The following is a 24,398-nucleotide window of genomic DNA, read 5'->3' as shown; positions in this document are numbered from 1 at the left end:
TTGGCTGCCCTTTCCATGACTGCTTGTGCGCATTCCATGAACACGAATACCAGCGAACTTGATGCTGCGCGTAATGCTATTGCTGCTGCTAAAGCAGCAGGCGCTGAAAGGTGTGCACCTAAGTTACAAGCTCAGGCTGTAGCATCCTTGTATTGGGCTGCACATGAACTGACAGAGGTTGGTTATCATCCTGAAGAAAATTCAGAGTTGATTGCTCGGGCTGAAGCACAAGCTAAAGCAGCGCATGAAAAAGCGCGTAAAGGTTGTAACGTGGTGGTTGAAGTGATCAATCTCGATGGCGTTTATTTTGCCAACGATAGTGCCGCCCTTAAACCAGCGTCTATTGCGACACTGGATCGTGGTGTTAAAACATTGAATAAACGCAGCAAGATCAATGTTGAAGTTGCCGCGCACACCGATAGCAGTGGGTCTGAAGCATATAATAAAGCACTGTCTGAACGCCGCGCATCCAGCGTGAAAGAGTATCTTATTTCACATGGTATTAGTGCACAGCGATTGACTTCACACGGTTATGGTGAATCTCAGCCTGTAGCGAGCAATAGAGATTCTGCCGGACGTGCTAAAAATCGACGCGTAGAACTTCGCGTATTGTCAAAATAACATAAAAAGCGATGAATGAATGCGGGTCGCTTGCGGCCCGCATTTTTTTTGACGGTTTGAGATTTATTATGGGATAATGTGTGGAAATAATGATCAAATGACATATCCGCCAGACGAATTTTTATGACCATAGATAGTATTCAGCAGATACGTGGTTATGATTCGGATTTTAGTTGAAGAAGCAATGGAGAACCAAGGTGAAACAAGCACTGGAACAAGCACTACAGCAAGCACTGGAAACATTATTGGCGGAGCATCCTGATGCACCTATGCCTCCGGTTGCATTGAACCGCCCCAAGCAGAAAGATCATGGAGACTATGCAGCTAATATTGCGATGCCCTTGGCGCGTGTATTAAAACGTAGTCCGCAGCAAATTGCTGCTTCCATTCTTGATGTAGTGATCTGGCCTGAAGCTGTTGAACATGCGGATATCGCAGGACCGGGCTTTATCAACATTCGTTTGAAACAAGCTTCTGAAGCGAGTGCTTTGAAAACAATCATCCAATCAGGTGTTCAGTATGGCCGGATAGCTGTGGCCGATGATGCAGAGAAGGTGAACTTAGAATTTGTTTCCGCCAATCCAACAGGGCCAATGCATGTCGGCCATGGTCGTGGAGCCGTTGTGGGCGATGCACTGGCTAATGTATTGATGGCAGTAGGGCACAATGTTCAGCGCGAGTACTATATCAATGATGCTGGTGCACAGATTGGCGTATTGGCGAATAGTGTCTGGTTGCGAATGCAGGAACTAGAAGGTGAGAAGATTGATTTTCCCGAAGGTGCATATCCGGGGGAATATATTGTGCAGATCGCACGTGAATTACTTCAAAAACATGACTATAAAACCTTAAGCCTACTCTCTGATGACGAGCGTACACAGGCGATATCTCAAGATGCTATCGATGGTAATATGAGCATGATTCGTGAAGATCTGGCTGCAATTGGTATTAAATTTGATTTCTTCTTTTCCGAGCAAGGCTTGCATCGCAGTGGGCGTGTACAGGCATTGATTGAGCAGTTGCGCGCTGATGGCGTGGTATATAAAGGTGTTCTACCACCACCTAAAGGCAAGGAAGTCTCCGATTACACCCCTGTTGAACAACTACTCTTCCGTACCACTGACTTTGGTGATGATGTGGATCGACCACTAGCCAAGCAGGATGGTACGGCAACCTATTTTGCTGCCGATATTGCTTATCATTTTGATAAACATCAGCGTGGTTTTGATCGCATGATTGATGTCTGGGGTGCTGATCACGGTGGTTATGTCACCCGCGTTCAGGCAGCGATGAAAGCCTTGATACAGACCGAGGCTCAGCCTGATGTCATTCTGGTGCAGATGGTCAATCTGACCCGTGATGGTAAACCTGTAAAAATGTCCAAGCGGGCAGGCACCTTTGTCACCCTGCGTGAAGTAGTCGATGAAGTGGGTTCCGATGCGGTGCGTTTTAACTTTATGACACGTCGTGTGGAGTCCCAGCTTGATTTCGATCTGGAAGCCGCCAAGAAGAAGAATGACGAAAACCCGGTCTATTATGTGCAATATGCTTATGCTCGTATTCAGGCAATTTTACGCAAAGCCTTGGATGAGGGTGTTGATGCAGAGCTGATCAACGGTAACGCCATTGAAAATATAGATGTGTCTGTACTAACAGCAGATGAAGAGCAGCGTTTAATCGCACAGTTGCTGGCCTACCCCGACACCTTGAAAAAAGCAGCAGAACGCCTTGAGCCGTACCGTGTGGCGACCTATGTCATGCGTCTGGCGGCTGATTTTCACAGCTTTTATCACAAAAACAGAGTTGTCAGTGAAGATACAACCCTGACTGCTGCGCGAGTACTATTGATCCGTTCAGTCGCACAAGTGATTGGCAATGGTCTATCTATTCTGGGTGTCTCTACACCGGAACGTATGTAATGGATGCAGTTGCGATGCGCGGAGAAGGTAATTAAATGGCAAGGGACTTTGCACATAATGCTGCACCAAGTAAAACTCCGGCACCTAGTAGTGCCGCTTCAGCGCTGCCTGTAGTAGCCATTATCTTTGTTGCTGTCATATGTTTTACCGCAGGGTTTTGGCTAGGTGCAGGAAACGATAAGCACACAGATAACCAAACCGATATCGATGCTATGAAAGCTCAGCTGGAGGCGAAGAGTGCTGAAGCAAAGATACACATTGCACGGATTGAAACATTAGAAGCACTGGTTGAGCAGTGGAAAGCTAAAGCCGAAGAAGGCGCTCACACCAAGGTTGGTGAGCTCCAGTTTTATAAGTCTCTGCCCAAGCAATCCGTAATGCCTGCTCCGGTCACGGCCAAAGCTGAAGATAAGCCTGTATCAAAGGCCGCAACACCCAGCCATGTCAGCAACAATAAGCCCGCTTCAAGCAGTACTGCATCCGTAGTGCCGGTGAACAACACATCGCTTGATGGCCATCCTTATCGTATTCAAATTGCTTCATTCCGTCACCAGAGTGATGCTGATCCAGTGCAAAGAAAAATTAAGAAAGCTGGGTTTCCTGCCTTTGTACGGTCAATTGATTTGGGTGAAAAAGGCTTGTGGTATCGTGTCTATGCCGGTCCGTTTGTTTCTAAGGCTGTAGCCGAGAATAAACAGATGCAGATAGAAATGCAGATGCACCTCAAAGGCTTGCTCATTCGTGGCAACTGACGCGAGGGCCTTAGCCCGCCAGGGCTGGCTAAAACAGGTACTTGGCGATGATGTATCGATCCGCCCTTTGGCTGGTGATGCTTCTTTTCGTTGTTATTTCAGAATAGAGCATGGCAATGAGCATTTTGTGTTAATGGATGCACCACCACAGCATGAGGATGTGCGACCCTTTTTGGCAGTGCGCGCATGGCTTGAGCGGGCCGGTCTGCGTGTTTCAAGTCTAAAAGCAGAAGATCAGACATTAGGCTTCCTGCTGATGGAAGATTTTGGTGATGAATCATGGGCTAGTTTTCGTGCCTCAGCAGGTGAAATGAAGCCTCTGTTTGAGGATGCCTTGGCTCAACTGCATCTGTTGCAAGCATCTGAGCCTGAGATGGTGCTGCCTGTTTTCAATGTGGACAGAATGCGCCGTGAGTGTGATCTCTATCTGGATTGGTATCTACCTGAACTGACAGTGAAGCACCCGAGCAATGATGAGCGCAACACCTTTCATATTGCTCTGACAGACACATTGAACCGCCTGGCTGCATTACCACGGGTGCCGGTACATCTGGATTATCATAGCCGCAATCTGATGCTGCCCGCGTCTGGCTTACCACTTGGACAGATTGATTATCAGGATGCTGTCATGGGGCCTGTGACTTACGATCTGGCATCGTTATTATATGATTGCTACCAGGATTACCCGGAACAAGAACGTCGGCATTGGAGCAAGGTATTCTTTGCCGCGCTGCCGGAACGACACTCCAAATATTTCGATGATTTTAATGATTGGCATCAGCTTTTGCGTTTAACCGCTCTGCAGCGTCATATCAAAGCGATAGGTATTTTTGCACGCCTAGCTCGCCGCGATGGCAAAACACAGTTTCTTGATGAAATTCCACTGACACAAAAACACCTGCGACAAGAGATGAATGATTTGCATATCTCCGAAGATGATATCCCCCTTCTATTTGTTGAATCCGTATAACTGAATAAACGTAATATAGGCTTTCAATGAGAGGCAGCAATGCCTCTCAAATGCGTATGAACCATACTAAAGCGGGACGCAATACCCCTGCATCTTTTCAGCTCGGCAGAGTATGGTAACCCAAGGGTCAGTTTTTTACCGGATCTGGATGTTGAAAGCGGCCTGACTGATCAAGCTCAGGAAAGTTGTCTTCCTGGCGCGCTTTAAGCTCTGCCAATGCATCAGAAGGCACGCCAATAAGCCCTGAAATGCGATTAATATACTGCTCTTCCAGAAATGCGACATTACCATCGGCCATCGCAACACGCCAAAGTTTGGCCAGCATGGCAGTACGTTCTTCAACATTATATTGATCAATAATCTGATCTACCACCAGATCAATGCGAAGATCCGCGCGACTGGTATCTCTAGCCTGCTCAATTAGCTTGGAGCTCTCTTCAGTAGTCAGTTCAAATTGCTCTCCTAGCAACTTTACGATTTCAGCCTGCTCGTCATCATCAATTTTTCCATCCATCGACATCATGCCTACCATGAGTTTAGTAATCGCAAGTGTGAGTTCAGGCCTTTGCTGGGCGCCCTCTTCTCTGCGCCACCATCCTTGTATTGTCTTAAGCATATGAACCTCCATATTTTTTGGCGAGCACTGCGCAGGCCACCGTCAATTTATGGACATACTTGCAGCATATTCAGCTGTCAAAACAACGCCATTACATAACGTATTTGACGGCGTGCAGACACAAACAAGCAATTGGATGTCCTTTGGAATATGTATAAGCAGATTAGATGCCAAAACATTAACAGTATCTCTTCAACACCCACTATGCATGGATCATGATGCCTCATTTATGCTCATGCATGACATCTACCACTGCGTGCCGGTATTCTGGTAAACTTGTTTGCCTCTTTTTGTTTGTTAGTGTGCAGGCCTTGTTAGATTTATTTCAGGAGAAGCCAATGCAGATTGCAAAAAACAAAGTGGTATCCATCCATTATACATTAAAAAATGATGCCGGTACCGTCATCGATTCATCAGAAGGCGCAGAGCCACTGGTGTATCTGCATGGGTCACAGAATATTATTCCCGGTTTAGAGAAAGCGCTGGAAGGCAAGGTCGCTGACGATGCCTTACAGGTGAGCATTAACCCTACTGAGGCCTATGGTGAATATAACAAGGCTCTCACTCAAGTTGTGCCAAGCAGTATGTTTCAAGGTGTTGAAAAGATTGAAGTTGGTATGGAATTCCAGGCTCAGACTGAGCAAGGCGTTGAAGTCATTCGCATTGCAGCAGTCGATGGCGACGATGTTACCATTGATGGAAATCACCCCTTAGCTGGTGAACGTTTACACTTTGATGTTTCGGTAGCAGAAGTACGTGATGCATCAGCAGATGAACTTGAACACGGACATGTGCATACAGCAGGCTGTTCACACTAATCATTATTCAGTAATTTCTATCGCAAAGAAATCAATACAATGATCAGAAAAACCATGGGAACCTGAGCGTAGACATGAGGTTTTTTGCAAATGTTTTGTCTTTACTCTGCGGCACTCTGCGTACTGAAGGTGAGTGTGCTCACACAAGAGAGACTCCCCTGGGGGATTACGGTAAAAGCTTTTAAGTACTTTAATGCGATTGACCTGTTTGTAATGCCCGCCACGATTCATCAGGATTGATGAATTGAACGACACAGCATGTCGGCCCCAGAGGGGTGAAGGACAGGATGCCCGGAATACACGCGGGCATTACTGTTTGTGCTGACGACGCAATAACACCAGACATGCGCCACCACCACTGTTCGGCTGTGGCATGACTGCCAATACCATATACGCGAAAGGCCCTTCACTCAGCCAGTGATAGACTGCCTGTTTCAATATCGGTTTGCCTTGTGAATGCAGGCCTCTGCCATGCACAATACATAAGACACGCATGCCTTCCTGCAGCGCTTGTGCAACACCGTCTTGCAGCAGGGTTAAAGCAGCATCACGCGTTATGCCATGCAGGTCGAAATCCATATCAATGGCGGGTCTGCCAGCAGCCAAGCGTTTAAGGGTATCTTGGGAAACACCATCAGCGATGAATAACCAGGGATCATTCTGACTGGCATGAGGCCTTTGCCCGCTTGCTTCAGACACATCCGGTAGATGTATTGATCGCCGAATTATTTTTTTGCGCGAGGTTGTTGGTTTTATTTTTTCAATGTGGACTTTGTCACTATTTTGAAGTGGTTTAACTTTCCCCATGGCCTCGGCAAAGAGGTGTTGGTTATCGTCTTTGTCCATCCTTATTCAGGGCGCTCGGGTCGTGATAATAGTTGTGCCAGTGCAAGCTGGATATCAAGTTTACCATCCAGAATCTGATTCACACTTTGCATTAATGGCAATTCGACACCGAACTTCTTGGCCATGAGCGCCACCGCTTGTGCCGTTCTTACCCCTTCAACCACCTGACCAATTTCAATTTTAGCTTCATCAATCGTTTTTCCTGTTGCAATGGCCATACCGAAGCGTCGGTTACGTGACAGGCTTCCAGTGCATGTGAGCACCAGATCTCCCAGACCTGATAGCCCCATCAGAGTTTCAGTGCGGCCACCGCAAGCCTCGGTCAAACGGGCAATTTCTGCTAAACCACGGGTAACGGCTGCTGCGACAGCATTATGACCAAAACCCAATCCATCAGCCATACCTGCGGCGATTGCAATAACATTTTTCAGTGCGCCACCCATGGCAACCCCGATCACATCATCACTGAGATAAACACGGAAATTGGTATCATCAAAAAAGGTGGCGGCCTGTTGAGCCAACGCAAGTGTTTCAGCAGCCATGGTGATAGCTGTAGGCTGATTTTGTGCGACTTCCATCGCAAAGGAGGGGCCGGACAAAATGGCGATACGTGAACGATCTATATATTGGGCCAGCATTTCATCATTGCGGGTCATATGATCTGGATGCAAACCCTTACAGGCAGCTATAACCGGATAATTTCCATCGGCTAACTGGGGCAAATAATCATCAACGGCGATGCACGGCAAGGCATAAATACAGGCATCGATATCGGCAATAGCAGTTTCTAGGGATGAAGTGAGTTGAATGTTATCGGGTAAGCTTATACCGGGCAGATAATCGCTGTTTTCCCGCGTTTGGTTAATCTGGGTAACCTGATCCTGTTCGCGTGTGTATAGACGAACCTGACGCTTTCCGGAACGAGCCAGAACCAGAGCCAATGCGGTTCCCCAGGAGCCTGCCCCCAGCACACATACATGTTCTCCTCTCATCTCTTCTCCTATCGCTCGCGATTGATGATTGCTGGCATGAGCAGCAGCATTAAGACAATGAGCAATGGCCAGTCACCCCAGCGTACATAAGGTGTGATCATATTGGAACTGACAAATGAACCTTGCAACACTGCCGCAGTCCACCACGGCAGTTGATGGCTGACTACGCCATTGGGTTCAATAATGGCGGTAACGCCGGTATTGGCTGCACGCAGCACATAGCGTCCTGTCTCCACGGCCCGCATGCGGGCTGCCTGAAAGTGCTGCCATGCGGCCGGTGTTTTTGCATACCATGCATCATTGGTCACATTCACAAGCACTTCTGCCCCAGCCAACACCCGGCCTCTGGCTTCTTCAGGAAATAGCGACTCATAACAGATCAAAGAGCCGTAGGAGATACCACGCACCTGCACTACACCGAGATCATCAGCCGCTTTGAAATCTGCAATCTCCGGTACCAGGGTATGTAAAAAAGGAATCCATGCCGGCACATATTCACCGAAAGGCACAAGATGGTGTTTGCCGACAAAGGATTGTTCGGGCACCGCTGGATCATGGGCAAACAAACCGTTTTGAGCGGCATTCCCCCCCATTAATTTTAGACCACCATATAACAGAGGTGTATGCCAAGTTTGCATCTGTTCGTTTAACCACTGATTCCAACCCGGAGCACGTTCCAAGAAGAAAGGGATAGCGGCTTCTGGCCAGATAATGAGATCCACTGCCTCTGCGACACCAGCAGAGAGTGAGCCATATCGATGCATGGTTTCGCCGACAAATGCCGCATCCCACTTTTGATCCTGCGGAATATTACCTTGCACCAGCGCTACCGAATGTTGCTTACCTTGTGCGACTGGAGGAGTGGGAGCCAATGCAAAGAGCAGTAGCGTGATACTCAAACCGACTGCTCCAATACGCTGATTGCGCTTGTTATCACATTTTTCAGCTGGATCTGATCCAGACTGCGGGATGAGCAAGACAATGGATGCAGCCAACATGGCAGGAATGAGCGCTAATCCATACACGCCGAACCAGGAGGCCCAGCCAATGGCTGGCGTATCAAGCAGCAGGTTACCAAGCGCTGTCCACGGCAGTCCTGTGAGCAAATGTCCTCTTAGCCACTCTTCAAGCACTGCTATGGCTGGAAACACCAACAACAGCCAGCCTCCTTTTTTAGCAATACGCCACGTTAACCAGCTCCATAACATGGGAAATAATGCCAATACGGCACCAAGTAGCAGCACGCAAAAAGCAGCAGCTATCCAGGGAATATTTCCATAAGTGTGCAAGGTTGGAGCGACCCACCATGCTCCACATGCAAACCAGCCTAAACCAAAGGAGAAGCCTGCAATCAGCGGGCATTCTCCCCGCCGGATAAGCCACAACCAACCGGTAAGGGCAGGAATTGCCAACCATGCGTGATCGAACGGCGAGAAAGAGAATGGCATAAGCGCGCCAAACAGGAATGATACAAACGCGTAAAACCTCTTGCTCTCAAACATGATCGTTATGCTTTTGTATCTAGATCGGATTGGCGCGCTGTTGTGATGACCTGATCAGCTTTGAACCGATAAGAATCAGTGCTCTTCGTGTTGAGCTCCTTAGCACTACTCTTGGTCAGCTGTTGAATACGCAGTTTACTGATGCGGCGTGGATCTGCTTCGATGATTTGAATCTGCAAGCCTCGCACTTTGAGCTGTTCTCCAACCTTGGGTATTCGGCCAAGATGAGCGGTCAGCCACCCACCGACGGTATCATAGTCTCCCTGTGGCAGTTGTATGCCCAGTGCTTCAGCCAACTCTTCGATGTGCATACGTGCCAGCACCATATAACTGCCATCGGCAAGCGTCTCCAGTTCACTTTCTTCATCTTCACCATCTTCACCAATTTCACCGATAATTTCGACAAGCAAATCAGCCAGTGAAATAAGCCCTGCCGTGCCTCCATATTCGTCCAGTACGATAGCAATCCGGCATGAGTGTTGACGCATTTCAGACAGTAGCCCGGATACCTGTTCAAGCTCAAGGACACGCAAACAGGGGCGCAGGAGTGTTGCCAGGGCTGGCGCTTCACCACTGAGGCGAGCTTTGACCACATCCTGAACATGCACAACGCCCAATACGTGATCAATATCGCCATCCATCACCGGTAAACGGCTGATGCCATGTGTAAGCATCACCTGTTCGATATCTGCAAGGCTATCCTGAGCTTCAACCGCATGGATTTCTGAGCGAGGCACCATCACTTCCCGCACACGTGTATCATGGAACTCGATCAGTTGCTCCAGCATGCTACGTTGCGCATCAGACTGCACCGCTTCGGCGCGCCCCAATACAGCCAACAACTCTTGTTCATCGCGTCCGGGACGAATGTGATCAATGATCTGTTTGCGTATGTGTTTCATCCAGCCTTGAATAACACTCATAGCTGTTCCGCATCCATCGGATAGGGATCATACAAACCCAAGTTATGCATAGCTTGTTGCTCAAGATTTTGCATCTTTTGCGCATCATCATCATCAATATGATCAAAACCAAGCAGGTGTAGAGTGGCATGAATGATCAGATGCCGGATATGATCGGCTTCCGGTAATTTTAAGCGTGCTGCTTCAAGCAGAATAAACGGCACCGCCAGTGCAATATCTCCCAATGATTCAGATGTATCGCAAGGGGGCTCCTGCATCGGAAAGGACAGTACATCGGTAACCTTATCTTTACCGCGCCACTGCTTATTCATGCTTTGTATGCTCTGATCACTGGTAAAACGAACACATAAATCGATCTGTTCTGTATCCACACCGGCACTTTCACAGGCTACACGCACAGCTTTATCCATGTCAGCAGGAGGTTCGAAAGCGATATCTTCATCAATGACAATATCAATCATGGCTAGGGTCATCATCACGGTCTTCATAGGCATTGACGATTTTTTCGACCAGTCGATGACGTACCACATCGCTACTACTCAGGCGGCACAGACCAATATCACTGACATGTTCGAGTACCTGCAGGGCATGTAAAAGCCCACTTTTTTGATGTCTCGGCAGATCCACTTGGGTGATATCGCCAGTCACGACCATTTTTGAACCAAAACCCAAACGTGTGAGAAACATCTTCATCTGTTCGCGCGTTGTATTTTGCGCTTCATCCAGTATCACAAAGGCATCATTGAGGGTACGGCCGCGCATATAGGCCAATGGAGCCACTTCAATGCGACTTTGCTCGATCAACGCTTGCATCTTCTCTACACCCAGCATATCAGCCATCGCATCATAAAGCGGGCGTAGATAGGGATCGACTTTTTGCTGCATGTCTCCAGGCAAAAATCCCAAACGCTCACCGGCCTCTACCGCAGGGCGGGTGAGAATGATGCGTTCCACCTGATTGGTGTTCATCGCGGCGACTGCCGCAGCTACGGCCAGATAGGTTTTACCGGAACCGGCAGGGCCTACAGCCAGCGTCAGCGTTTTTTGCTGAATAGCTTTTAAATAACTGCGCTGGTTGACTGTTTTCCCACGGATACGCCGCCGACCTGCAATGAGTACATCAGCATGTATTGCATCACTGCTGTCCTCTGCTGTATCCGCATCGTTATCGCGCAGGACGCCTTCCACATCAACATCGGTAAGTTCACATGCTTCCCTGGACAGCTGTTGTTGCAGCCTGTGCATGGCTTGTCTGGCAGCGCCAGGGCGGTCGCCTTCAATTTTCCAATTGCCCGGCTGACCGATAAAGCGCACCTGAAAAAATTGCTCTACCCGGCTCAGAACCCAGTTGTCTGCGCCGCATAGATTACGTAAAGAAACTGTATCAAGCGTATCAAGACGCAGAGAGATAGTCATATATAAAAGCCTGTTGAGATAGCGTTATTCACCCGTAAGAACCAACTCGCCACGTAGCGACTGGCCGTATGCTTCTGTGATGCGCACGGGCATGATTTGACCTATTTGGCGTGGATTACCCTTGAAATGCACAATTTTGAAATCTGATGTCCGACCTTGCATATCGCCTTCATCACGGCTGTTTTTTTCCACCAACACATCCACGGTTTTACCCACGGAAGACTCCATCGCACTGCGTGTTTGTTCCCGCATCAGGGTAAACAGCTGTTGCAAGCGCGCATCTTTCACTTCGGTGGGCACATCATCTGCTGATTTGCCAGCCGGCGTACCGGGGCGAGGGCTATATTTGAAGCAATAGGCCGTGTCATATCCAACACGTCGTATCAGATCGAGAGTCGCCTCAAAATCAGCATCGGTTTCTCCCGGATATCCAACAATGAAATCTGATGATAAAGCCAGATCAGGACAATGTTGGCGCAATTCATCAATAATGCGAAAATAATGTTCACGATCATGTCCGCGATGCATCGCTTTTAGTATTTGATCTGAGCCGCTTTGAACGGGCAGGTGCAGATATGGCATCAATTGCGGTATCTCGCCGAATGCAACGCATAACTCTGAAGTCATTTCCATGGGGTGGCTGGTCGAGAAACGCAGGCGTTTCAACCCTTCCAATTCAGCGACAGCATATAGCAGCATGGTAAAATCCCACTCGTCACCATCAGGTCCTATACCGCGATATGCATTGACATTCTGACCTAACAGGCTGATCTCAAGGGCATCACCAGCCAGCAATTGTGTGCACTCTTCTAAAATGTCAGCAACAGGACGAGAGAGTTCAGGTCCACGCGTATAAGGCACCACACAGAAGGTGCAGAATTTGTCACATCCTTCCATGATCGTGACACAATCTACGAAACCATGGCTTTTTGCTTTAGGCAGATGATCAAACTTTTCAATTTCAGGCATATCAACTTCAGTGAGGCAGACACGATCACGACGAATCTCTTTTACCATTTCGGGTAAGCGGTGATAGGTCTGAGGGCCAAACACAATATCTACATATGGTGCACGTTGCTGAATACGTTCACCTTCCTGTTGGCCAACACATCCACCTACACCAATAATCATATCGGGACGTTTATCTTTGAGTTTCTTGTAACGTCCCAGTTCAGAATAGACCTTTTCTTCTGACTTTTCGCGTATTGAACAGGTGTTCATTAAAATAACATCGGCATCGGCAGGTGCGGCGACCAAACGAAGTCCGTATGCTTCTTTCATCATATCGGCCATGCGCGTTGAATCATATTCATTCATTTGGCAGCCGTAAGTTTTGATAAAGAGGGTATCGAGGCTTTTCGGGGTATTGGCTTGTTTACTCATGTGATGGCCAACGCTAAATGGGTATATCGGTGCAAGCAAACCCTGTTGATTCAGACCTATGGCAGAATACTTGCTCAAGTGTCATGAAACGCGATAAAAGCACGACAGAATTAAAATAAAATGAATAAGCTAAATGTAAATGAGGATCACGATTTTTATGCCGGCGTGTATGTTTTCATTTACGATAATTGGAGGTTGATGTGTCCTGGTTGCGTAGTTTTTTCGATAATCTCTTTGGCCGCCAGAGTGAACCTCTTCCAATAGAGAAATCATCTAAAAATAGCAGTAAGGGCAACAAAACAACAACTCCTAAACGTAAGTTTGATAACAATGTTCCCTATAGTGAAGAATCTGTGGCTTATGTGCTCAAGCATAGTGCGCAGCTTAAGCCGGACATGCATCTATATGATTTGAATGCTCCACCTGCGCTGGATAAAACAACACGTGAACATCTGTTAGCACGCATCACTAAAATACCACCCATGCCAGAAATTTGGCACAGAATACAACAGGTTTTGCAGCAAGATGACGCTTCTACCAGTGAACTGGGCCAATGTGTGGCGCAAGATCCGGTGCTGACCGCACATATTTTGAAAATGTGTAACTCAGCAGCCTACGTTGTGCCAGGTGGTGTAGAGATCAGTAATATTCGGCTGGCTATTGCGCGACTTGGATTGGATGAGGCCAGTAGCATTATTTTCCGTGTGCTGGCCCCTGATTTGGGAGCGAGTGAGCAAAGTAAAAGAGAAGTTCGCCATGTCTGGTTCCATAGTCAGGCTATTTCCATATTATCAAGGATATTGGTTGAACCTGCCCGACAGGTAAGCCGCCATGACGCTACCTTGATCGGGATGCTGCATGATATTGGTAAGTTAGTGATCTTGCATATTGAGGATGAGCACACCTTGGATCAACTCAAGGCATTGATTGATCAGGGCATGCCTACGCTCGCTGCTGAGCAAAAAGCGCTGGCTTATACGCATATTGATGCGGGTATGATGCTGGCTCTGCATTGGAAACTACCCGCATTGGTTCGTAATGCGATCTCTTTTCACCATCATCCGACGGTACAGAAAGCCGAGTGTTTACCACAGGATCTCCAGCATACCATGCTGAGTTTGCATACTGCGCACCTGATTTTACAGCATGTGCTTCAACAAGAACTGATGACAGAGGGAGAAGCTGCTGCAGCTTATATTGAAGCAGGCAATGCCGAAACAGACCAAAGTGAAGCAGATATACTGCATGATTCTATCTGGCTATCAGCTCGACGATCCTGTTTGCATGAAACACCGCAGTTTGTACAACAGGAGATGTCTATCCCTCTTGAAAGTGAATCACTGTATAGGCAAATAGTGGCAGAAATCAAACGCTTAAAGTTATCATTCCCCGACCTTTTTGCATCTAAACCGTGATGATGAATGAGTTATGATGAAAGGCTGAAAATGCTCTGCAGTTCTTCAAACCCATCTTCCAGCTCAACTTCAACAGCAGCAAGATGTGTTTCGTTAATGCCAAGCCGTTGCATGGGAGGATAATGCAGGGCATCAACACCTTCCGGGATATCATCAAAGGGTGATTTATAATCACTATCGGCAAGCATGAATTGTACGGCATCAATCAGGTCAATAAGGTTTTCACGTGGGCGGTCATCGGATTCAACGCCGTGATGTGAAGCCAGTGAAATGAATGAATCAGGCATCTCCCAATAGGTGAGCAGACGCCCTCCCATTTCCCTGTGCAATTGGCTCAGAATATGGTGGCTCTCTTCAATATTACAACTGGCGAGCTCTTTGGGTACAGCGCAGACAATGGCTGACACACCGACATCAAATAGCATCCCGGCCATGAAGGCCTCTTCAGGATCAACACTGCCGATCAGTTTAGCCATATGTTGGGCTGCGGTTGCGACCAGCAGTGAATGTTGCGTGCTTTCTCGCAGCAGTGCTTGCAAGCCTTTGTCTTTCACGGCCAGATGCAATTGCGCTGAAATAGCCGTCATTAACTGCAATGTTCGGCGTCCGCCAAGGCGTTGAATGGCCATCGAGAGATTGCGAATTTCATGTGAGCCCGTTTTAAAACGCGCACTGTTGGCAATCCGCAATACAGTAGTGGAAAAGGTGGTATCGTTGCCGATCACGCGCGCGATATCTGCAGCTCCCTTCTCTTCATCTTGAACTATTTTACGTACCTCAATGACGGCTTCCGGTAAAATAGGCAAACGGGCATCACCTTCGCGAAAGCGACGCCGTATTTCTGTAGCCAGTGCAAAGATATCGTGACTCATGTCTCATGCCCCATCAATGTATAAATTTCTTCTACGCTACGATGAGATGGTGAACGCGGTGCAATGCGATACACTTCTTCAGCAGTGGTTAAGCCCAACAATACTTTGTACAAGCCATCTTCCATCAGCGATAAGAGATCGGTGCTATTGCAACTGATCTGGCGCACTTCCTGAGATGATTTATGGGCAATAATGGCTTCGCGGACATCTTCATTGAGCACGAGCAATTCATGCAGCGCCGTACGCCCATGATAGCCTGTGCCATAACACGTTCCGCAACCGGTGCCGCGATAAAAGGTGTGCTCACGCAGGGTGACATCATCAATGCCGATTAAATTGGCAATCCGTTTATTGGGCATATACGCCTGACGACAATCCGGACAGATGGTTCGAATCAGGCGCTGGGCCAAAATACTGACAACGGTGGATGAGATGAGAAATGTTTCCACACCCATATCGATCAATCGCAACAGACCACCGATCGAGTCTTCTGTATGAAATGTGGTTAATACTTTATGCCCTGTCAGTGCCGCTTGCACGGCTACCTGTGCAGACTTTTTATCGCGCACCTCACCGAGCACAATAATGTCCGGATCCTGGCGCACGACTGATTTCAATGATTCATCAAAAGAGCGGCCAGCCGTGTTATCGACTGAACATTGAATAATGCCGGGCACAATATATTCCACCGGATCTTCCACCGTAATGATTTTTGTAGTGGGACGGTTCAGATAATCAATCGCGGCATACAGGGTGGTTGTTTTTCCCGAGCCGGTTGGTCCGGTAATCAGAATAACGCCCGTTGGTACATCGAGCGCTTCATGTTTAAAACGCTCAAGCAAGCCTCTGCTCATACTGATCTGTTCAATACTTTTTAGCCCGCCGCTACTGCGTAAAACACGCATTACGAGGTTCTCACCATAGATAGTCACATAGGTCGAGACACGATAATCGGCCGTAACATGACCAACCTCGCGACTGAATCGACCATCCTGATGGCGGCGGCTATCTGAAATATCCATTTCAGCCAATACCTTGATACGAGCGATGGTACGTTGAGCCAATTCAGGCGGTAGATCCATTTTATGAATCAATACACCATCGAGACGCAAACGAATGCGTGTTTTATCATCCATAGGTTCTATATGAATGTCACTGGCACCCTCGCGAATAGCCGATAGTAAGATGCTATCTACGACCTCTGCGACCTGATCATGTGCTTCACCCTTATTGCCCGCCGCTTCTAGTTTGCCCAGCATGGATAACAGGGCACTTTCAGCCGCAATCGAGATGACGGCTTTTTTTCTGAGTTGGCGCTCTATTTCTTCAATAGCATTATTATTAATGGGGTTGGCCGTAGCAATGGATACCTTGGTTTCGCTGGCCTCATATGGCACAGTCAAATGCATACGCATAAATTTGACGGGGAATTTACGCAACAGTTGTCGGTCTGCGGTATCAATATCGACATGCACCAAGGGCAGGTTTAATTGCTCCGACAGTGCTTGTGCCAATTGCCTGTCATCAATAAGCCCCAGTTCGCGAATCACTTCACCCATCCGTTTGCCAGGTGATACTGCGAGCTTCTGTTCAGCCTGTTGCAATTGCTCTAGCGAGATATAACCAAGTTCACAGATCAATTCACCGATACGGAAGCTTGTGCCATGTTTACGAATCAGTCGGCGCTGGTCACTTTCAGTAAGCATGCCAAGCTCAACGAAAATGGTAGAGAGCAACTTATTGTTGCCCAGTTTGTGCTGAACACGCATAGCTTTTTTAACATCGGTATCGCACAAGACCGATTCAGAAATAAGCATTGCTGCAAAATAGCCACCGGGGCAGGGTGCCAGGGCGTCCATTAAGGCTTGATGTGTTGGGTCGGTGGCGGAATTGTTCTCCTGGCTCATCTTTTCTCCTGGCATACTCGGCAGAGGACTCCAGCAGGATTCATGCCAGTTTCTACGTGTTCGGAGGGAGCTGTTTCAGATCAACTGAAATAATCTTTGAAACGCCGGGTTCAGGCATCGAAATACCAATCAGGCGATCGGCTTTTTGCATACTTATTTTATTATGCGAAATGGATAGAAACTGTACCCGATCAGAGAGCTCTCGCACCATGTCCCCAAAGCGTCCGACATTGGCATCATCGAGTGGCGCATCGACTTCATCGAGTACACAGAAAGGTGCCGGTTTGATTTTGAAAATGGAAAAAACCAGCGCTACTGCAGTCAGTGCTTTTTCACCGCCGGAAAGTAGCCCGACAGCCTGTAATCGTTTACCCGGAGGCTGTGCAATAACCTCTACACCGGCTGTTAAAATATCGTCGCTATCTAGTTTTAATTCGGCCCTGCCACCACCAAACAGCTGAGGAAATGTCTGTTTAAAATTGGCATTGGTTTGTTCAAACAGGTCTTTAAAGCGTTCTTTGGTGGTGCGATCAATGCTGGCAATCGTGTTCTCCAGCGTAGTTAAGCTATCTTCAAGATCAGAAACCTGTGTGCTCAAAAATCCTTCGCGTTGACTGGCTTGTTCAAACTCGTCAATGGCCAACAAATTCACTGGCCCAAAACGATGAATTTGCTCTTCAAGCGTATTGACGCGCTGCATGATTACATCGGCATTTTTACATTGTTCCATTTCAGCAGTGCCACTTGCATCGTCATTCTCATCTGTATGCTCAAGATCGTGTAATAGTTGTTGCGCCGAGGTTTGAAAACGCTGCCGAATCTCACTGTCTGTATCCTCTAGCCGTGCAGCATATTTAGCCTGCTCCACTTCAATATTTTGACGCTGAGTCGCAGTAAGTTGCAACACCTGCTGCGCCTGCCGCTCGCTACGTTCGGACTCATGTAGCAGCTGTTGTAGTGCATGACCTGTGCTGCGCACTGCATTCAGCCTTTGATGGGCGGCATCCACAGCGCTTATAGAACGCGCCAGTTGTTGATCCAGATCACTCCGATTGTGGGCTTGTTTGAGCTCGGCTTCGACCTGCTGTAAGCGTGTGTGATCGGTTTCCATGCGCGATGTCAGGCGCGCCTCTTCCTGAGACAAACGCTCACACTGCTGGCTTAAACTGTCACAGGCCTGTGTAAACAGAGCCAATGCCTGATCTGCTTGTGCCTTGCATTGGCGGGCATGATTGAGCGTTTCATCGGCTTGACTCATAGCCTCCTGTTGCTGGCTTAACACATCCTTAGCCTGTTGCTGTAATGCAGATAGTCGATTGATGTCAGTAGCTTGTGTGAGTTGCTCTTGCCAATATTGATGTTCTTTTTCCTGCTCGGCTACATCAGCCTTCAGACGTTGTTGTTGTTCCTGTAACGAAGATAGCTCGGCTTTTGCGCGCAACACGCCAGCATCAGCATTTTGCACTTGGCTTTGGGCCTGTGTGGATTGCAGATGCGCCTGCTGCCACCTCTCTTGCATCTGTTGCAGTGCTTTTTCAGCGCTTTCAAACTGCTGCTTATGTTGCTTGAGTGTTATTTCTACCTGACTGACTTTGCGCTCAGATGCACGCAATGATCGTTGAGCTGCCAGGCGCCGTGCCGTACGATTACCCGATGGAGGGATAAGCCAGCCGCCCGCTTCCCGACGCCATCCATCCCGGCTCACACAACAGGCATTTGTAGCGCTTTTTCCAATAATGGCATCTTCGATCTTTTCGACCAGCTGAATAGGGGCAAATAACGCGTATAGCGGGTGTGAGACGTCGATACCGATGGCTGTCGCCAGTGATGTTGACTGGCTATCTGTCGTGCTTGTCGATGCATGCTGGCATTGAAACAAAGCGACCGGTTCTGCACTGGCCTGCTTTAAAAGTTGCTGCAGATCAGTAGTGCTTGTGTTGCTTGATAAACATACATCCGCAGAACGGCCGCGCAGAGCTGCTGCAACGGCCGCTTCTAAACCTTCCGGCACATGCAGCACTTCATCCATCCATAGGCAGCCCTTTTCTCTAAAAGCACTGCGCAGATCATCCGATACATCCTGACTTTTACAGCGTTCACGCAGCTCCTGCATGACCCCATTACATGCATACAGCTCTGATTCCTGGCTATGATATAGCTGGGCTGATGCTTCCCTTGCCTGGCGACAACACTCCAGTTCATTTTGCGCTTCATGCAGTGCTAATTCAGCATCCTGCTGTTGCTGATGTGCCGATGTTTGTTGTTGTGCTGACGCCTGTGCATGCCCTTCCTGCATGTTGAGTTGATCGCTCAAGGCACTCTGGCGGGCACTTAACTGAATCTCACGCTGTTGTAGCCTGCTCAGTGCCTGTTCTGCATTGTTGCGCTGTTGTACAGCTTGTTCATTGGCAAGACGCAGACGTTCAAACTCGGCAAGTAAACGATCACGGCGATTACTTTGAGAGCGGTAACGTATGGTGGACGCTTCCACCACTGCCGCAGCGGATCGTTGTTGTGCCAATAGCTCTGCATCGTTTTGTTTGGCGATCTGTTGCTCGATGTCATCACGTTCAGAGGCAATTGCTTGTTGCTGATTTGTGCTTTCCTGCAAGCGCAGTTGCAGAGCTTCTTTGCGTTCAGTGAGTAGCCTTCGTTGTCCTGATGCACGTTCAGCCTGTTGTTGCAAATCAGACCGCTGTTGCTCCGCACTACGCAAAGCATCCTGAACAGCTTGGGCTTCATGTTCATGTGCAACCAACCGATCACGCGCTTCGGCCACGCTCTTTTCACAGGCTGTTAATTGCTGAGCGCTGCTGTTTTCTTCGCTGTTGGCGCTGACAAGTGCTGTTTCAATTTGCTGATAATGCTCTTGCAACGCCCTATAACGCAGAGCAAGGCTGAGCGACTGCAATCGACTGAATTCATACTGTAATGTTTTGAAACGTTCCGCCCGTGAGGCTTGCTGTTTTAAGCTTCGACATTGGCTGCGCACTTCTTCGAGCAGATCCAGCACACGATCAAGATTCTGGCGTGTCTCTTTCATGCGCCGTTCAGCTTCACGGCGACGGGAACGGTATTTCATGACGCCAGCGGCCTCTTCGAATATCACCCGCCTCTCTTCTGGTTTGGCCGTTACCATACGTGCAATCGATCCCTGCTCAACAATGGCATAGGCACGCGTGGAAATGCCGGTATCGAGAAACAGATCTACGATATCTTTGATACGAACCATTTTGCCATTGATGAAGGCATCGGAATTACCATCACGCGTCAGGCGTCGTCGAACACGGATTTCATCGGTGTCGTGATAAGGAGTGGATAAGGAGCCTTTTTCAATATTAAAGGTTAATTCAACATCACAAATGGCAACCGGCGCGCGACTGTCAGAACCCTGAAAAATAAGGTCGTCCATGACGCCCCCGCGCAAATGTCGGGCCGAATGTTCGCCGAGCACCCAGCGCAGAGCATCAACAATATTGGATTTTCCACATCCATTGGGGCCGACAATAGCGGTAATGCCCTGATCCAGCTCAATCCGGGTTGGATCAACGAAGGATTTGAAGCCGGCCAGCTCAATACGCTTTAGTCGCAAGAGCGCCTTATGGTAAAAGAGATGAAATCATTGTGAGCCATTAGCTAATAATCGCAGGAAAACAGCTGTAGTTCAAGGTAAAGAGCGATGGTGAAGCTGGCGGAGCGGATTGCTTCCCGGCTGATCAGGCTTCGCGTTTCTTCAAATGATTCAGACATAAAAAGCTGATAAGGCAGGCGGTAAAACTGGAGGCGGTTATCATGTAGAGCACAGTCAGTTGTGCTGCTGCTGCATCAAAGGCTGTAGCGCCAGCCAGTACCATGCCGACAAAAATGCCGGGCATATGCACAAGCCCAACCAGACGCAAAGTATCAATGTTGGGTATCAGGGCTATTTTCACACCTTCACCGACATCACCGCCTGATTTCATGCGGGTAAACATAATGGACATCGCGTTCATACCGTTGGCTGCAATCATACTGCCGAGCGGTACCAATGTGCGTGTATCATCAGTGATTGAGCCAGTCATGGTTAACCATGGCAGTGTAACCAGACAGGCACAAACCAGGCCGGCACTACAGGCTAGCCATGTACTGATTGCACCATTGTAGTGGCTGGCGCTGTTATGGCCGGCCAGCAGGCAAAAGCCGATAATTAACATCGCTTGTGCCCAATGTGATTGGAGATCAAAAATCCAGTGCAGTACAAATGCAAGCGCAAGTAACTGCAACAGGCCGCGCCCGGACGCGAGCAGCATGCGGCGTGACAGACCAAGCTGTTCACGGTGAGCCCAAAAAGCAACGCCAGCGATTAACAACCATGCCGCAAACAGCTTGATTAAGGTGTCGGTGATGTGGGCATCAATATGCATGCTTACGGCTTACATCTCATCGTCACACCTAGTCGATGATACGCACTGCAACCTGATTGAAACCACGAATTTTACCAATATATTCAATATTCAAGCCGGATTCAGCCAAAAACTCCATCAATGCTTTGTATTCACAATCACCATCGACTGGCATGGATAGATATTCATCGAATAAGATCACTGTGCCCGGTTTAATCAGATGGCCCAGGGATTCGAAAATGGTTTTGGTTGACGAGTAGAGATCACAATCCACATGCATAAAGGCAATCGTCTCATTTTCATGCTGCTTGGCAAATTCAGGTAGGGTCTGATCAAACCAGCCTTTGACCGGGTGAATGTTCGGGCGGATATCAGGGATGTTACCTTCAATACCAAACGTGCCCTTATCTACGCCAACATGCCAATCTTCAGGCAAGCCTTCAAACGAATCGAAGCAATAGAACTGGGTGTTAGGGCTTATGCTGCCCATAATATTCATCGATTTACCTTTGTAGGTGCCAAACTCAAGGTATAAGCCATCAGCCGCAGCTTGATTCAGACCATGTGCGTAATGCTGCATGATAGTGTTAAATTCCGGGCAGTCAGGCATATGTTCTTGCTCAAACTTTGCAAATGCCGTAGCTATTTCGATGGCTTTGATAGAGTCCTTATGTGCCAGACCAAGGATAATCATACGCTGCAGCATTTTACGGAATTTACGTCGAACAGTTTCTTCCGCTTTGATATAAATAAGTTTTGATTCTAAACGAATAGTTTTCATCAATGACATTGAGAACTCCTGAAAAAAGTGGGATTGTGGACGCACTGGTTAATATTTCAATCTTAATTGACAACGTCTATGAAAACAGTTTTCAAAACAGCTAGTTATGATTAGCGTCGGCTAACGATGAATAAAAAAGAGCCTCTAAAGCAAAAGTCGGTATTGTTAAAGGTTTATGCCGATATGGTGAAGCTTCATCCGAATAATGAAGCCCATGTCAGGCAATATGCCGAACTGCTTATGGACATGGGGAAAGAGACAACAGGCCTTGATATGTTGCGGCATTTGCATGCTCTGTTGGTGAAAAGGGGAGACTTGCGTAATGCCGATGCGTTGACCAAACAGTATCCGATGATTGGTCGGGTTTGCGAGCCCCGGCATTGGCAAGAAGATATTCAAAATCTGTTACCATCATTTGTGCGCAGTCGACTCTGGATCAAGCTCAATCAGCAACGCTTACGCGAAGGTCAGCATCTATTCCTCCATGGCGATAAACTGGATACAATTTACCTGCTCTGCGAGGGGGAGTTGGCTGAATATTCAGAAGGTGAAAGCGGGGCTCCAGTTTTACTCAGTTTGATTAAACCGGGTGATGTTGTGGCTGAAAATAAGCTGCTCAATCCGGGCCCACACAAAAGTAATGTAGTGGCCAATAAAAAAAGCATTGTAGTAAGACTGCCGCGCAAAAAAATATTGGAAGCACTGATATCGACACCGGTGCTAAAAAAAGTAATGGCGCGCAAAGTTGAACGTCGTGCCCTGATTCGCATGATTTCAGAAAGCCCTGTTTTACAAATTATTCCATTGGATATGCGTCAGCATTTGGTCGAAGATAGCTATATCAGAGAGTATGCTAAGGGAACCACGATTCATGAAGCGGGCAAAAAATTGAATCATATTGATCTGATTGTTAAGGGTGAAGCGCATTATCAGTTGCAAAATAAAGACGGCGTTGAACACCTGAAAACACTGCGCCCGGGAGCGCTTGTTGGCGAATCAACAGCCATTCATGATACCGGCTGTCCTGCCAATCTGGTTACCAAGACTGGTGTTACCATTGTGCATATTTCCTATGCGGCATTTATTAATGTTACTGAAGCCTATCCCCCACTGCGGAAAAAATTAACAGCTTACACAGCCGCGCAACGCGCCCAATGGATGAGTCGCTTGAATGAACTGCAAACACAGGAAGTGGGTCAATAACGGTAGCATATATTCGATGCATGTGCTACTGATCACAGGCTCTTCAAGACTTCCATCGCGATGCGCTTATTATAATCATTGATCTTCCAATGGGTCGGCATCCAGCCAACCAGAAAGCGGTAAAAGTCTGCTTGGGCGACTGGGAATAGAGACCTCCATTCATGCTCTAATAGATCAACATCGACGCTATGACCGTGTTGGATTATGGCTACCTTCAGAGTGTCAAAATAGTGACTCAACAGAACCTCTTCATATTGCTCATGATCGCGATCAGAAAGGCAGCTACTTAGAAAATAAGCCACATCCTTCATGCCACAGCCACCGCCGACATATTGGAAATCAACGGCAGCAACGCGCTCACCATCCGTGGAGAAGCAGAAGTTGGCAAGCTTAGCATCACCATGAATGATGGTTTTGTAATGACAATTGCTTAGCATGGAATCAATGATTGGCGCCGCATCGCGCAGTGCATCATCATCCATCACCGCCAGTTCATCCGGACGCGTAGCCAGATGCCAGTAACTGCCAACAGGCCAGAGACCGGATGGGTTATCACCCAGAAAAGTCGCATGGAAACTAGCCAGCCAGCTCAGACACAATTGAATGCCATGCAGATCGAGCTGGTTTTGACGGGCAGGAAAACCGGCTGCATCCAGATCTTCCAGAATCATGATATGTTCATCACCATGCGCCTGTGAGGCATAACTGTGCGGAATCCTGCAAGCGTCATCACAACGCTTTGCCCAGTCGTGATACCAGTGCATCTCCACCTCATATGATTTTACTTTACGCTGATGTGCATGATCATTATGCCAGCCGCGCGGATGATTCACGGCAGAGGGAAATTTTACGTGTTTGATGACCACACTTGGTACATCTGCACCTGAGAGTGAATAACGCACGATTTCACCATAACCACTCCAAAGCGATTGAATCACTTCGCCGCGCTCAGTGCTGCTGGCACCACTGGCTTGTATAATCATGTTGTTCCATTGTCTGTTCATGTTGATGCGATTACCTGCCTTTCTCAGTCTGCGTGAATCTGACAGCATAAGCCGTGCTGACTCAAGGCATTCATAT

The 24,398-nt window shown here is 48.0% G+C and carries 21 protein-coding genes; 7 read left to right on the top strand and 14 right to left on the bottom strand.

Going from position 1 to position 24,398, the window contains the following annotated elements; genetic code table 11:
• From D8Y20_RS03205 to D8Y20_RS03190, 4 genes are all read left to right on the top strand, one after another.
• The gene (locus tag D8Y20_RS03205) at nucleotides 1-621 is read left to right on the top strand and encodes an OmpA family protein (protein WP_121541591.1); all 621 of its coding nucleotides are present in this window, start codon (nucleotides 1-3) and stop codon (nucleotides 619-621) included.
• A gap of 197 nt (nucleotides 622-818) precedes the next feature.
• A complete protein-coding gene (argS, locus tag D8Y20_RS03200) occupies nucleotides 819-2,540 on the top strand; it encodes an arginine--tRNA ligase (RefSeq protein WP_121541590.1) in 1,722 nt (573 codons plus the stop codon).
• Between the two features lie 35 nt (nucleotides 2,541-2,575).
• Nucleotides 2,576-3,292 (top strand): SPOR domain-containing protein, encoded by a 717-nt coding sequence (locus D8Y20_RS03195; RefSeq protein ID WP_121541589.1) that lies wholly within the window; start codon nucleotides 2,576-2,578, stop codon nucleotides 3,290-3,292.
• Entirely contained in the window at nucleotides 3,282-4,262 is a 981-nt protein-coding gene (locus tag D8Y20_RS03190) for an aminoglycoside phosphotransferase family protein (protein ID WP_121541588.1), read from the top strand. Before D8Y20_RS03195 ends, D8Y20_RS03190 begins: the two co-directional genes overlap by 11 nt.
• Nucleotides 4,263-4,389: 127 nt before the next feature.
• Here D8Y20_RS03190 and D8Y20_RS03185 read toward each other — a convergent pair whose 3' ends face one another.
• Nucleotides 4,390-4,878, bottom strand: coding sequence for a TerB family tellurite resistance protein (locus tag D8Y20_RS03185; RefSeq protein WP_236075218.1), 489 nt, complete (start codon nucleotides 4,876-4,878; stop codon nucleotides 4,390-4,392).
• Nucleotides 4,879-5,216: 338 nt separating this feature from the next.
• On the opposite strand from D8Y20_RS03185, the gene D8Y20_RS03180 reads away from it, so the two are divergent.
• Entirely contained in the window at nucleotides 5,217-5,696 is a 480-nt protein-coding gene (locus D8Y20_RS03180; protein WP_121541586.1) for a peptidylprolyl isomerase, read from the top strand.
• Nucleotides 5,697-6,005: 309 nt separating this feature from the next.
• Here D8Y20_RS03180 and D8Y20_RS03175 read toward each other — a convergent pair whose 3' ends face one another.
• The 7 genes from D8Y20_RS03175 to miaB are packed head-to-tail and all read right to left on the bottom strand — an operon-like array spanning nucleotide 6,006 to nucleotide 12,758.
• Nucleotides 6,006-6,542, bottom strand: a complete 537-nt coding sequence (locus D8Y20_RS03175; protein ID WP_121541585.1) for a Smr/MutS family protein — start codon at nucleotides 6,540-6,542, stop codon at nucleotides 6,006-6,008.
• 2 nt (nucleotides 6,543-6,544) lie between these two features.
• Nucleotides 6,545-7,534 carry an NAD(P)H-dependent glycerol-3-phosphate dehydrogenase gene (locus D8Y20_RS03170; protein WP_121541584.1) on the bottom strand — a complete coding sequence of 330 codons (990 nt, stop codon included), beginning with the start codon at nucleotides 7,532-7,534 and terminating at the stop codon, nucleotides 6,545-6,547.
• An 8-nt stretch (nucleotides 7,535-7,542) separates the two neighbouring features.
• Complete coding sequence (gene lnt / locus D8Y20_RS03165; RefSeq protein ID WP_236075217.1) at nucleotides 7,543-9,036, bottom strand: apolipoprotein N-acyltransferase; 1,494 nt, start codon at nucleotides 9,034-9,036, stop codon at nucleotides 7,543-7,545.
• Nucleotides 9,037-9,041: 5 nt separating this feature from the next.
• Entirely contained in the window at nucleotides 9,042-9,959 is a 918-nt protein-coding gene (locus D8Y20_RS03160) for a hemolysin family protein (RefSeq protein WP_121541583.1), read from the bottom strand.
• Entirely contained in the window at nucleotides 9,956-10,435 is a 480-nt protein-coding gene (gene ybeY, locus D8Y20_RS03155) for an rRNA maturation RNase YbeY (RefSeq protein ID WP_236075216.1), read from the bottom strand. The genes D8Y20_RS03160 and ybeY overlap by 4 nt, the downstream gene beginning before the upstream one ends.
• Complete coding sequence (locus D8Y20_RS03150; RefSeq protein WP_121541582.1) at nucleotides 10,413-11,375, bottom strand: PhoH family protein; 963 nt, start codon at nucleotides 11,373-11,375, stop codon at nucleotides 10,413-10,415. Before D8Y20_RS03150 ends, ybeY begins: the two co-directional genes overlap by 23 nt.
• Nucleotides 11,376-11,399: 24 nt before the next feature.
• Nucleotides 11,400-12,758: a tRNA (N6-isopentenyl adenosine(37)-C2)-methylthiotransferase MiaB gene (gene miaB / locus D8Y20_RS03145; RefSeq protein WP_121541581.1), complete on the bottom strand. Its 1,359-nt coding sequence runs from the start codon at nucleotides 12,756-12,758 to the stop codon at nucleotides 11,400-11,402.
• Between the two features lie 200 nt (nucleotides 12,759-12,958).
• On the opposite strand from miaB, the gene D8Y20_RS03140 reads away from it, so the two are divergent.
• Nucleotides 12,959-14,173, top strand: a complete 1,215-nt coding sequence (locus D8Y20_RS03140) for an HDOD domain-containing protein (RefSeq protein WP_121541580.1) — start codon at nucleotides 12,959-12,961, stop codon at nucleotides 14,171-14,173.
• Between the two features lie 11 nt (nucleotides 14,174-14,184).
• On the opposite strand, the gene D8Y20_RS03135 is transcribed toward D8Y20_RS03140, so the two are convergent.
• The 5 genes from D8Y20_RS03135 to D8Y20_RS03115 form a co-directional block, all read right to left on the bottom strand.
• Nucleotides 14,185-15,045: an HDOD domain-containing protein gene (locus D8Y20_RS03135; RefSeq protein ID WP_121541579.1), complete on the bottom strand. Its 861-nt coding sequence runs from the start codon at nucleotides 15,043-15,045 to the stop codon at nucleotides 14,185-14,187.
• A complete protein-coding gene (locus D8Y20_RS03130; protein ID WP_161957564.1) occupies nucleotides 15,042-16,952 on the bottom strand; it encodes a GspE/PulE family protein in 1,911 nt (636 codons plus the stop codon). Before D8Y20_RS03130 ends, D8Y20_RS03135 begins: the two co-directional genes overlap by 4 nt.
• A gap of 52 nt (nucleotides 16,953-17,004) precedes the next feature.
• On the bottom strand, nucleotides 17,005-20,544 hold the full coding sequence (gene smc / locus D8Y20_RS03125; RefSeq protein ID WP_121541577.1) for a chromosome segregation protein SMC: 3,540 nt from the start codon (nucleotides 20,542-20,544) through the stop codon (nucleotides 17,005-17,007).
• A 124-nt stretch (nucleotides 20,545-20,668) separates the two neighbouring features.
• Nucleotides 20,669-21,355 (bottom strand): ABC transporter permease, encoded by a 687-nt coding sequence (locus D8Y20_RS03120; RefSeq protein WP_121541576.1) that lies wholly within the window; start codon nucleotides 21,353-21,355, stop codon nucleotides 20,669-20,671.
• A gap of 28 nt (nucleotides 21,356-21,383) precedes the next feature.
• Nucleotides 21,384-22,124, bottom strand: coding sequence for a class I SAM-dependent methyltransferase (locus D8Y20_RS03115; protein WP_121541575.1), 741 nt, complete (start codon nucleotides 22,122-22,124; stop codon nucleotides 21,384-21,386).
• A 117-nt stretch (nucleotides 22,125-22,241) separates the two neighbouring features.
• Between D8Y20_RS03115 and D8Y20_RS03110 the strand changes: the two genes are divergently transcribed.
• Entirely contained in the window at nucleotides 22,242-23,318 is a 1,077-nt protein-coding gene (locus tag D8Y20_RS03110) for a cyclic nucleotide-binding domain-containing protein (protein WP_121541574.1), read from the top strand.
• A gap of 32 nt (nucleotides 23,319-23,350) precedes the next feature.
• Here the strand turns inward: D8Y20_RS03110 and D8Y20_RS03105 are convergent, their stop codons facing one another.
• Entirely contained in the window at nucleotides 23,351-24,322 is a 972-nt protein-coding gene (locus D8Y20_RS03105) for an oxidoreductase family protein (protein WP_121541604.1), read from the bottom strand.
• Nucleotides 24,323-24,398: the final 76 nt, after the last annotated feature.

It is taken from the genome of Mariprofundus sp. EBB-1, assembly GCF_003665155.1.
Taxonomy (GTDB): domain Bacteria; phylum Pseudomonadota; class Zetaproteobacteria; order Mariprofundales; family Mariprofundaceae; genus Mariprofundus.
This window is presented reverse-complemented; position numbering and strand designations above follow the sequence as displayed.

Bases quoted from the DNA above. Each gene is read 5' to 3' on its own strand.
- D8Y20_RS03195 (WP_121541589.1), top strand. From the start codon at position 2,576: ATGGCAAGGGACTTTGCACATAATGCTGCACCAAGTAAAACTCCGGCA.
- D8Y20_RS03185 (WP_236075218.1), bottom strand. From the start codon at position 4,878: ATGCTTAAGACAATACAAGGATGGTGGCGCAGAGAAGAGGGCGCCCAG.
- D8Y20_RS03180 (WP_121541586.1), top strand. From the start codon at position 5,217: ATGCAGATTGCAAAAAACAAAGTGGTATCCATCCATTATACATTAAAA.
- D8Y20_RS03175 (WP_121541585.1), bottom strand. From the start codon at position 6,542: ATGGACAAAGACGATAACCAACACCTCTTTGCCGAGGCCATGGGGAAA.
- D8Y20_RS03170 (WP_121541584.1), bottom strand. From the start codon at position 7,534: ATGAGAGGAGAACATGTATGTGTGCTGGGGGCAGGCTCCTGGGGAACC.
- lnt (WP_236075217.1), bottom strand. From the start codon at position 9,036: ATGTTTGAGAGCAAGAGGTTTTACGCGTTTGTATCATTCCTGTTTGGC.
- D8Y20_RS03160 (WP_121541583.1), bottom strand. From the start codon at position 9,959: ATGAGTGTTATTCAAGGCTGGATGAAACACATACGCAAACAGATCATT.
- ybeY (WP_236075216.1), bottom strand. From the start codon at position 10,435: ATGATGACCCTAGCCATGATTGATATTGTCATTGATGAAGATATCGCT.
- D8Y20_RS03150 (WP_121541582.1), bottom strand. From the start codon at position 11,375: ATGACTATCTCTCTGCGTCTTGATACGCTTGATACAGTTTCTTTACGT.
- miaB (WP_121541581.1), bottom strand. From the start codon at position 12,758: ATGAGTAAACAAGCCAATACCCCGAAAAGCCTCGATACCCTCTTTATC.
- D8Y20_RS03135 (WP_121541579.1), bottom strand. From the start codon at position 15,045: ATGAGTCACGATATCTTTGCACTGGCTACAGAAATACGGCGTCGCTTT.
- D8Y20_RS03130 (WP_161957564.1), bottom strand. From the start codon at position 16,952: ATGAGCCAGGAGAACAATTCCGCCACCGACCCAACACATCAAGCCTTA.
- D8Y20_RS03120 (WP_121541576.1), bottom strand. From the start codon at position 21,355: ATGCATATTGATGCCCACATCACCGACACCTTAATCAAGCTGTTTGCG.
- D8Y20_RS03115 (WP_121541575.1), bottom strand. From the start codon at position 22,124: ATGTCATTGATGAAAACTATTCGTTTAGAATCAAAACTTATTTATATC.
- D8Y20_RS03110 (WP_121541574.1), top strand. From the start codon at position 22,242: ATGAATAAAAAAGAGCCTCTAAAGCAAAAGTCGGTATTGTTAAAGGTT.
- D8Y20_RS03105 (WP_121541604.1), bottom strand. From the start codon at position 24,322: ATGAACAGACAATGGAACAACATGATTATACAAGCCAGTGGTGCCAGC.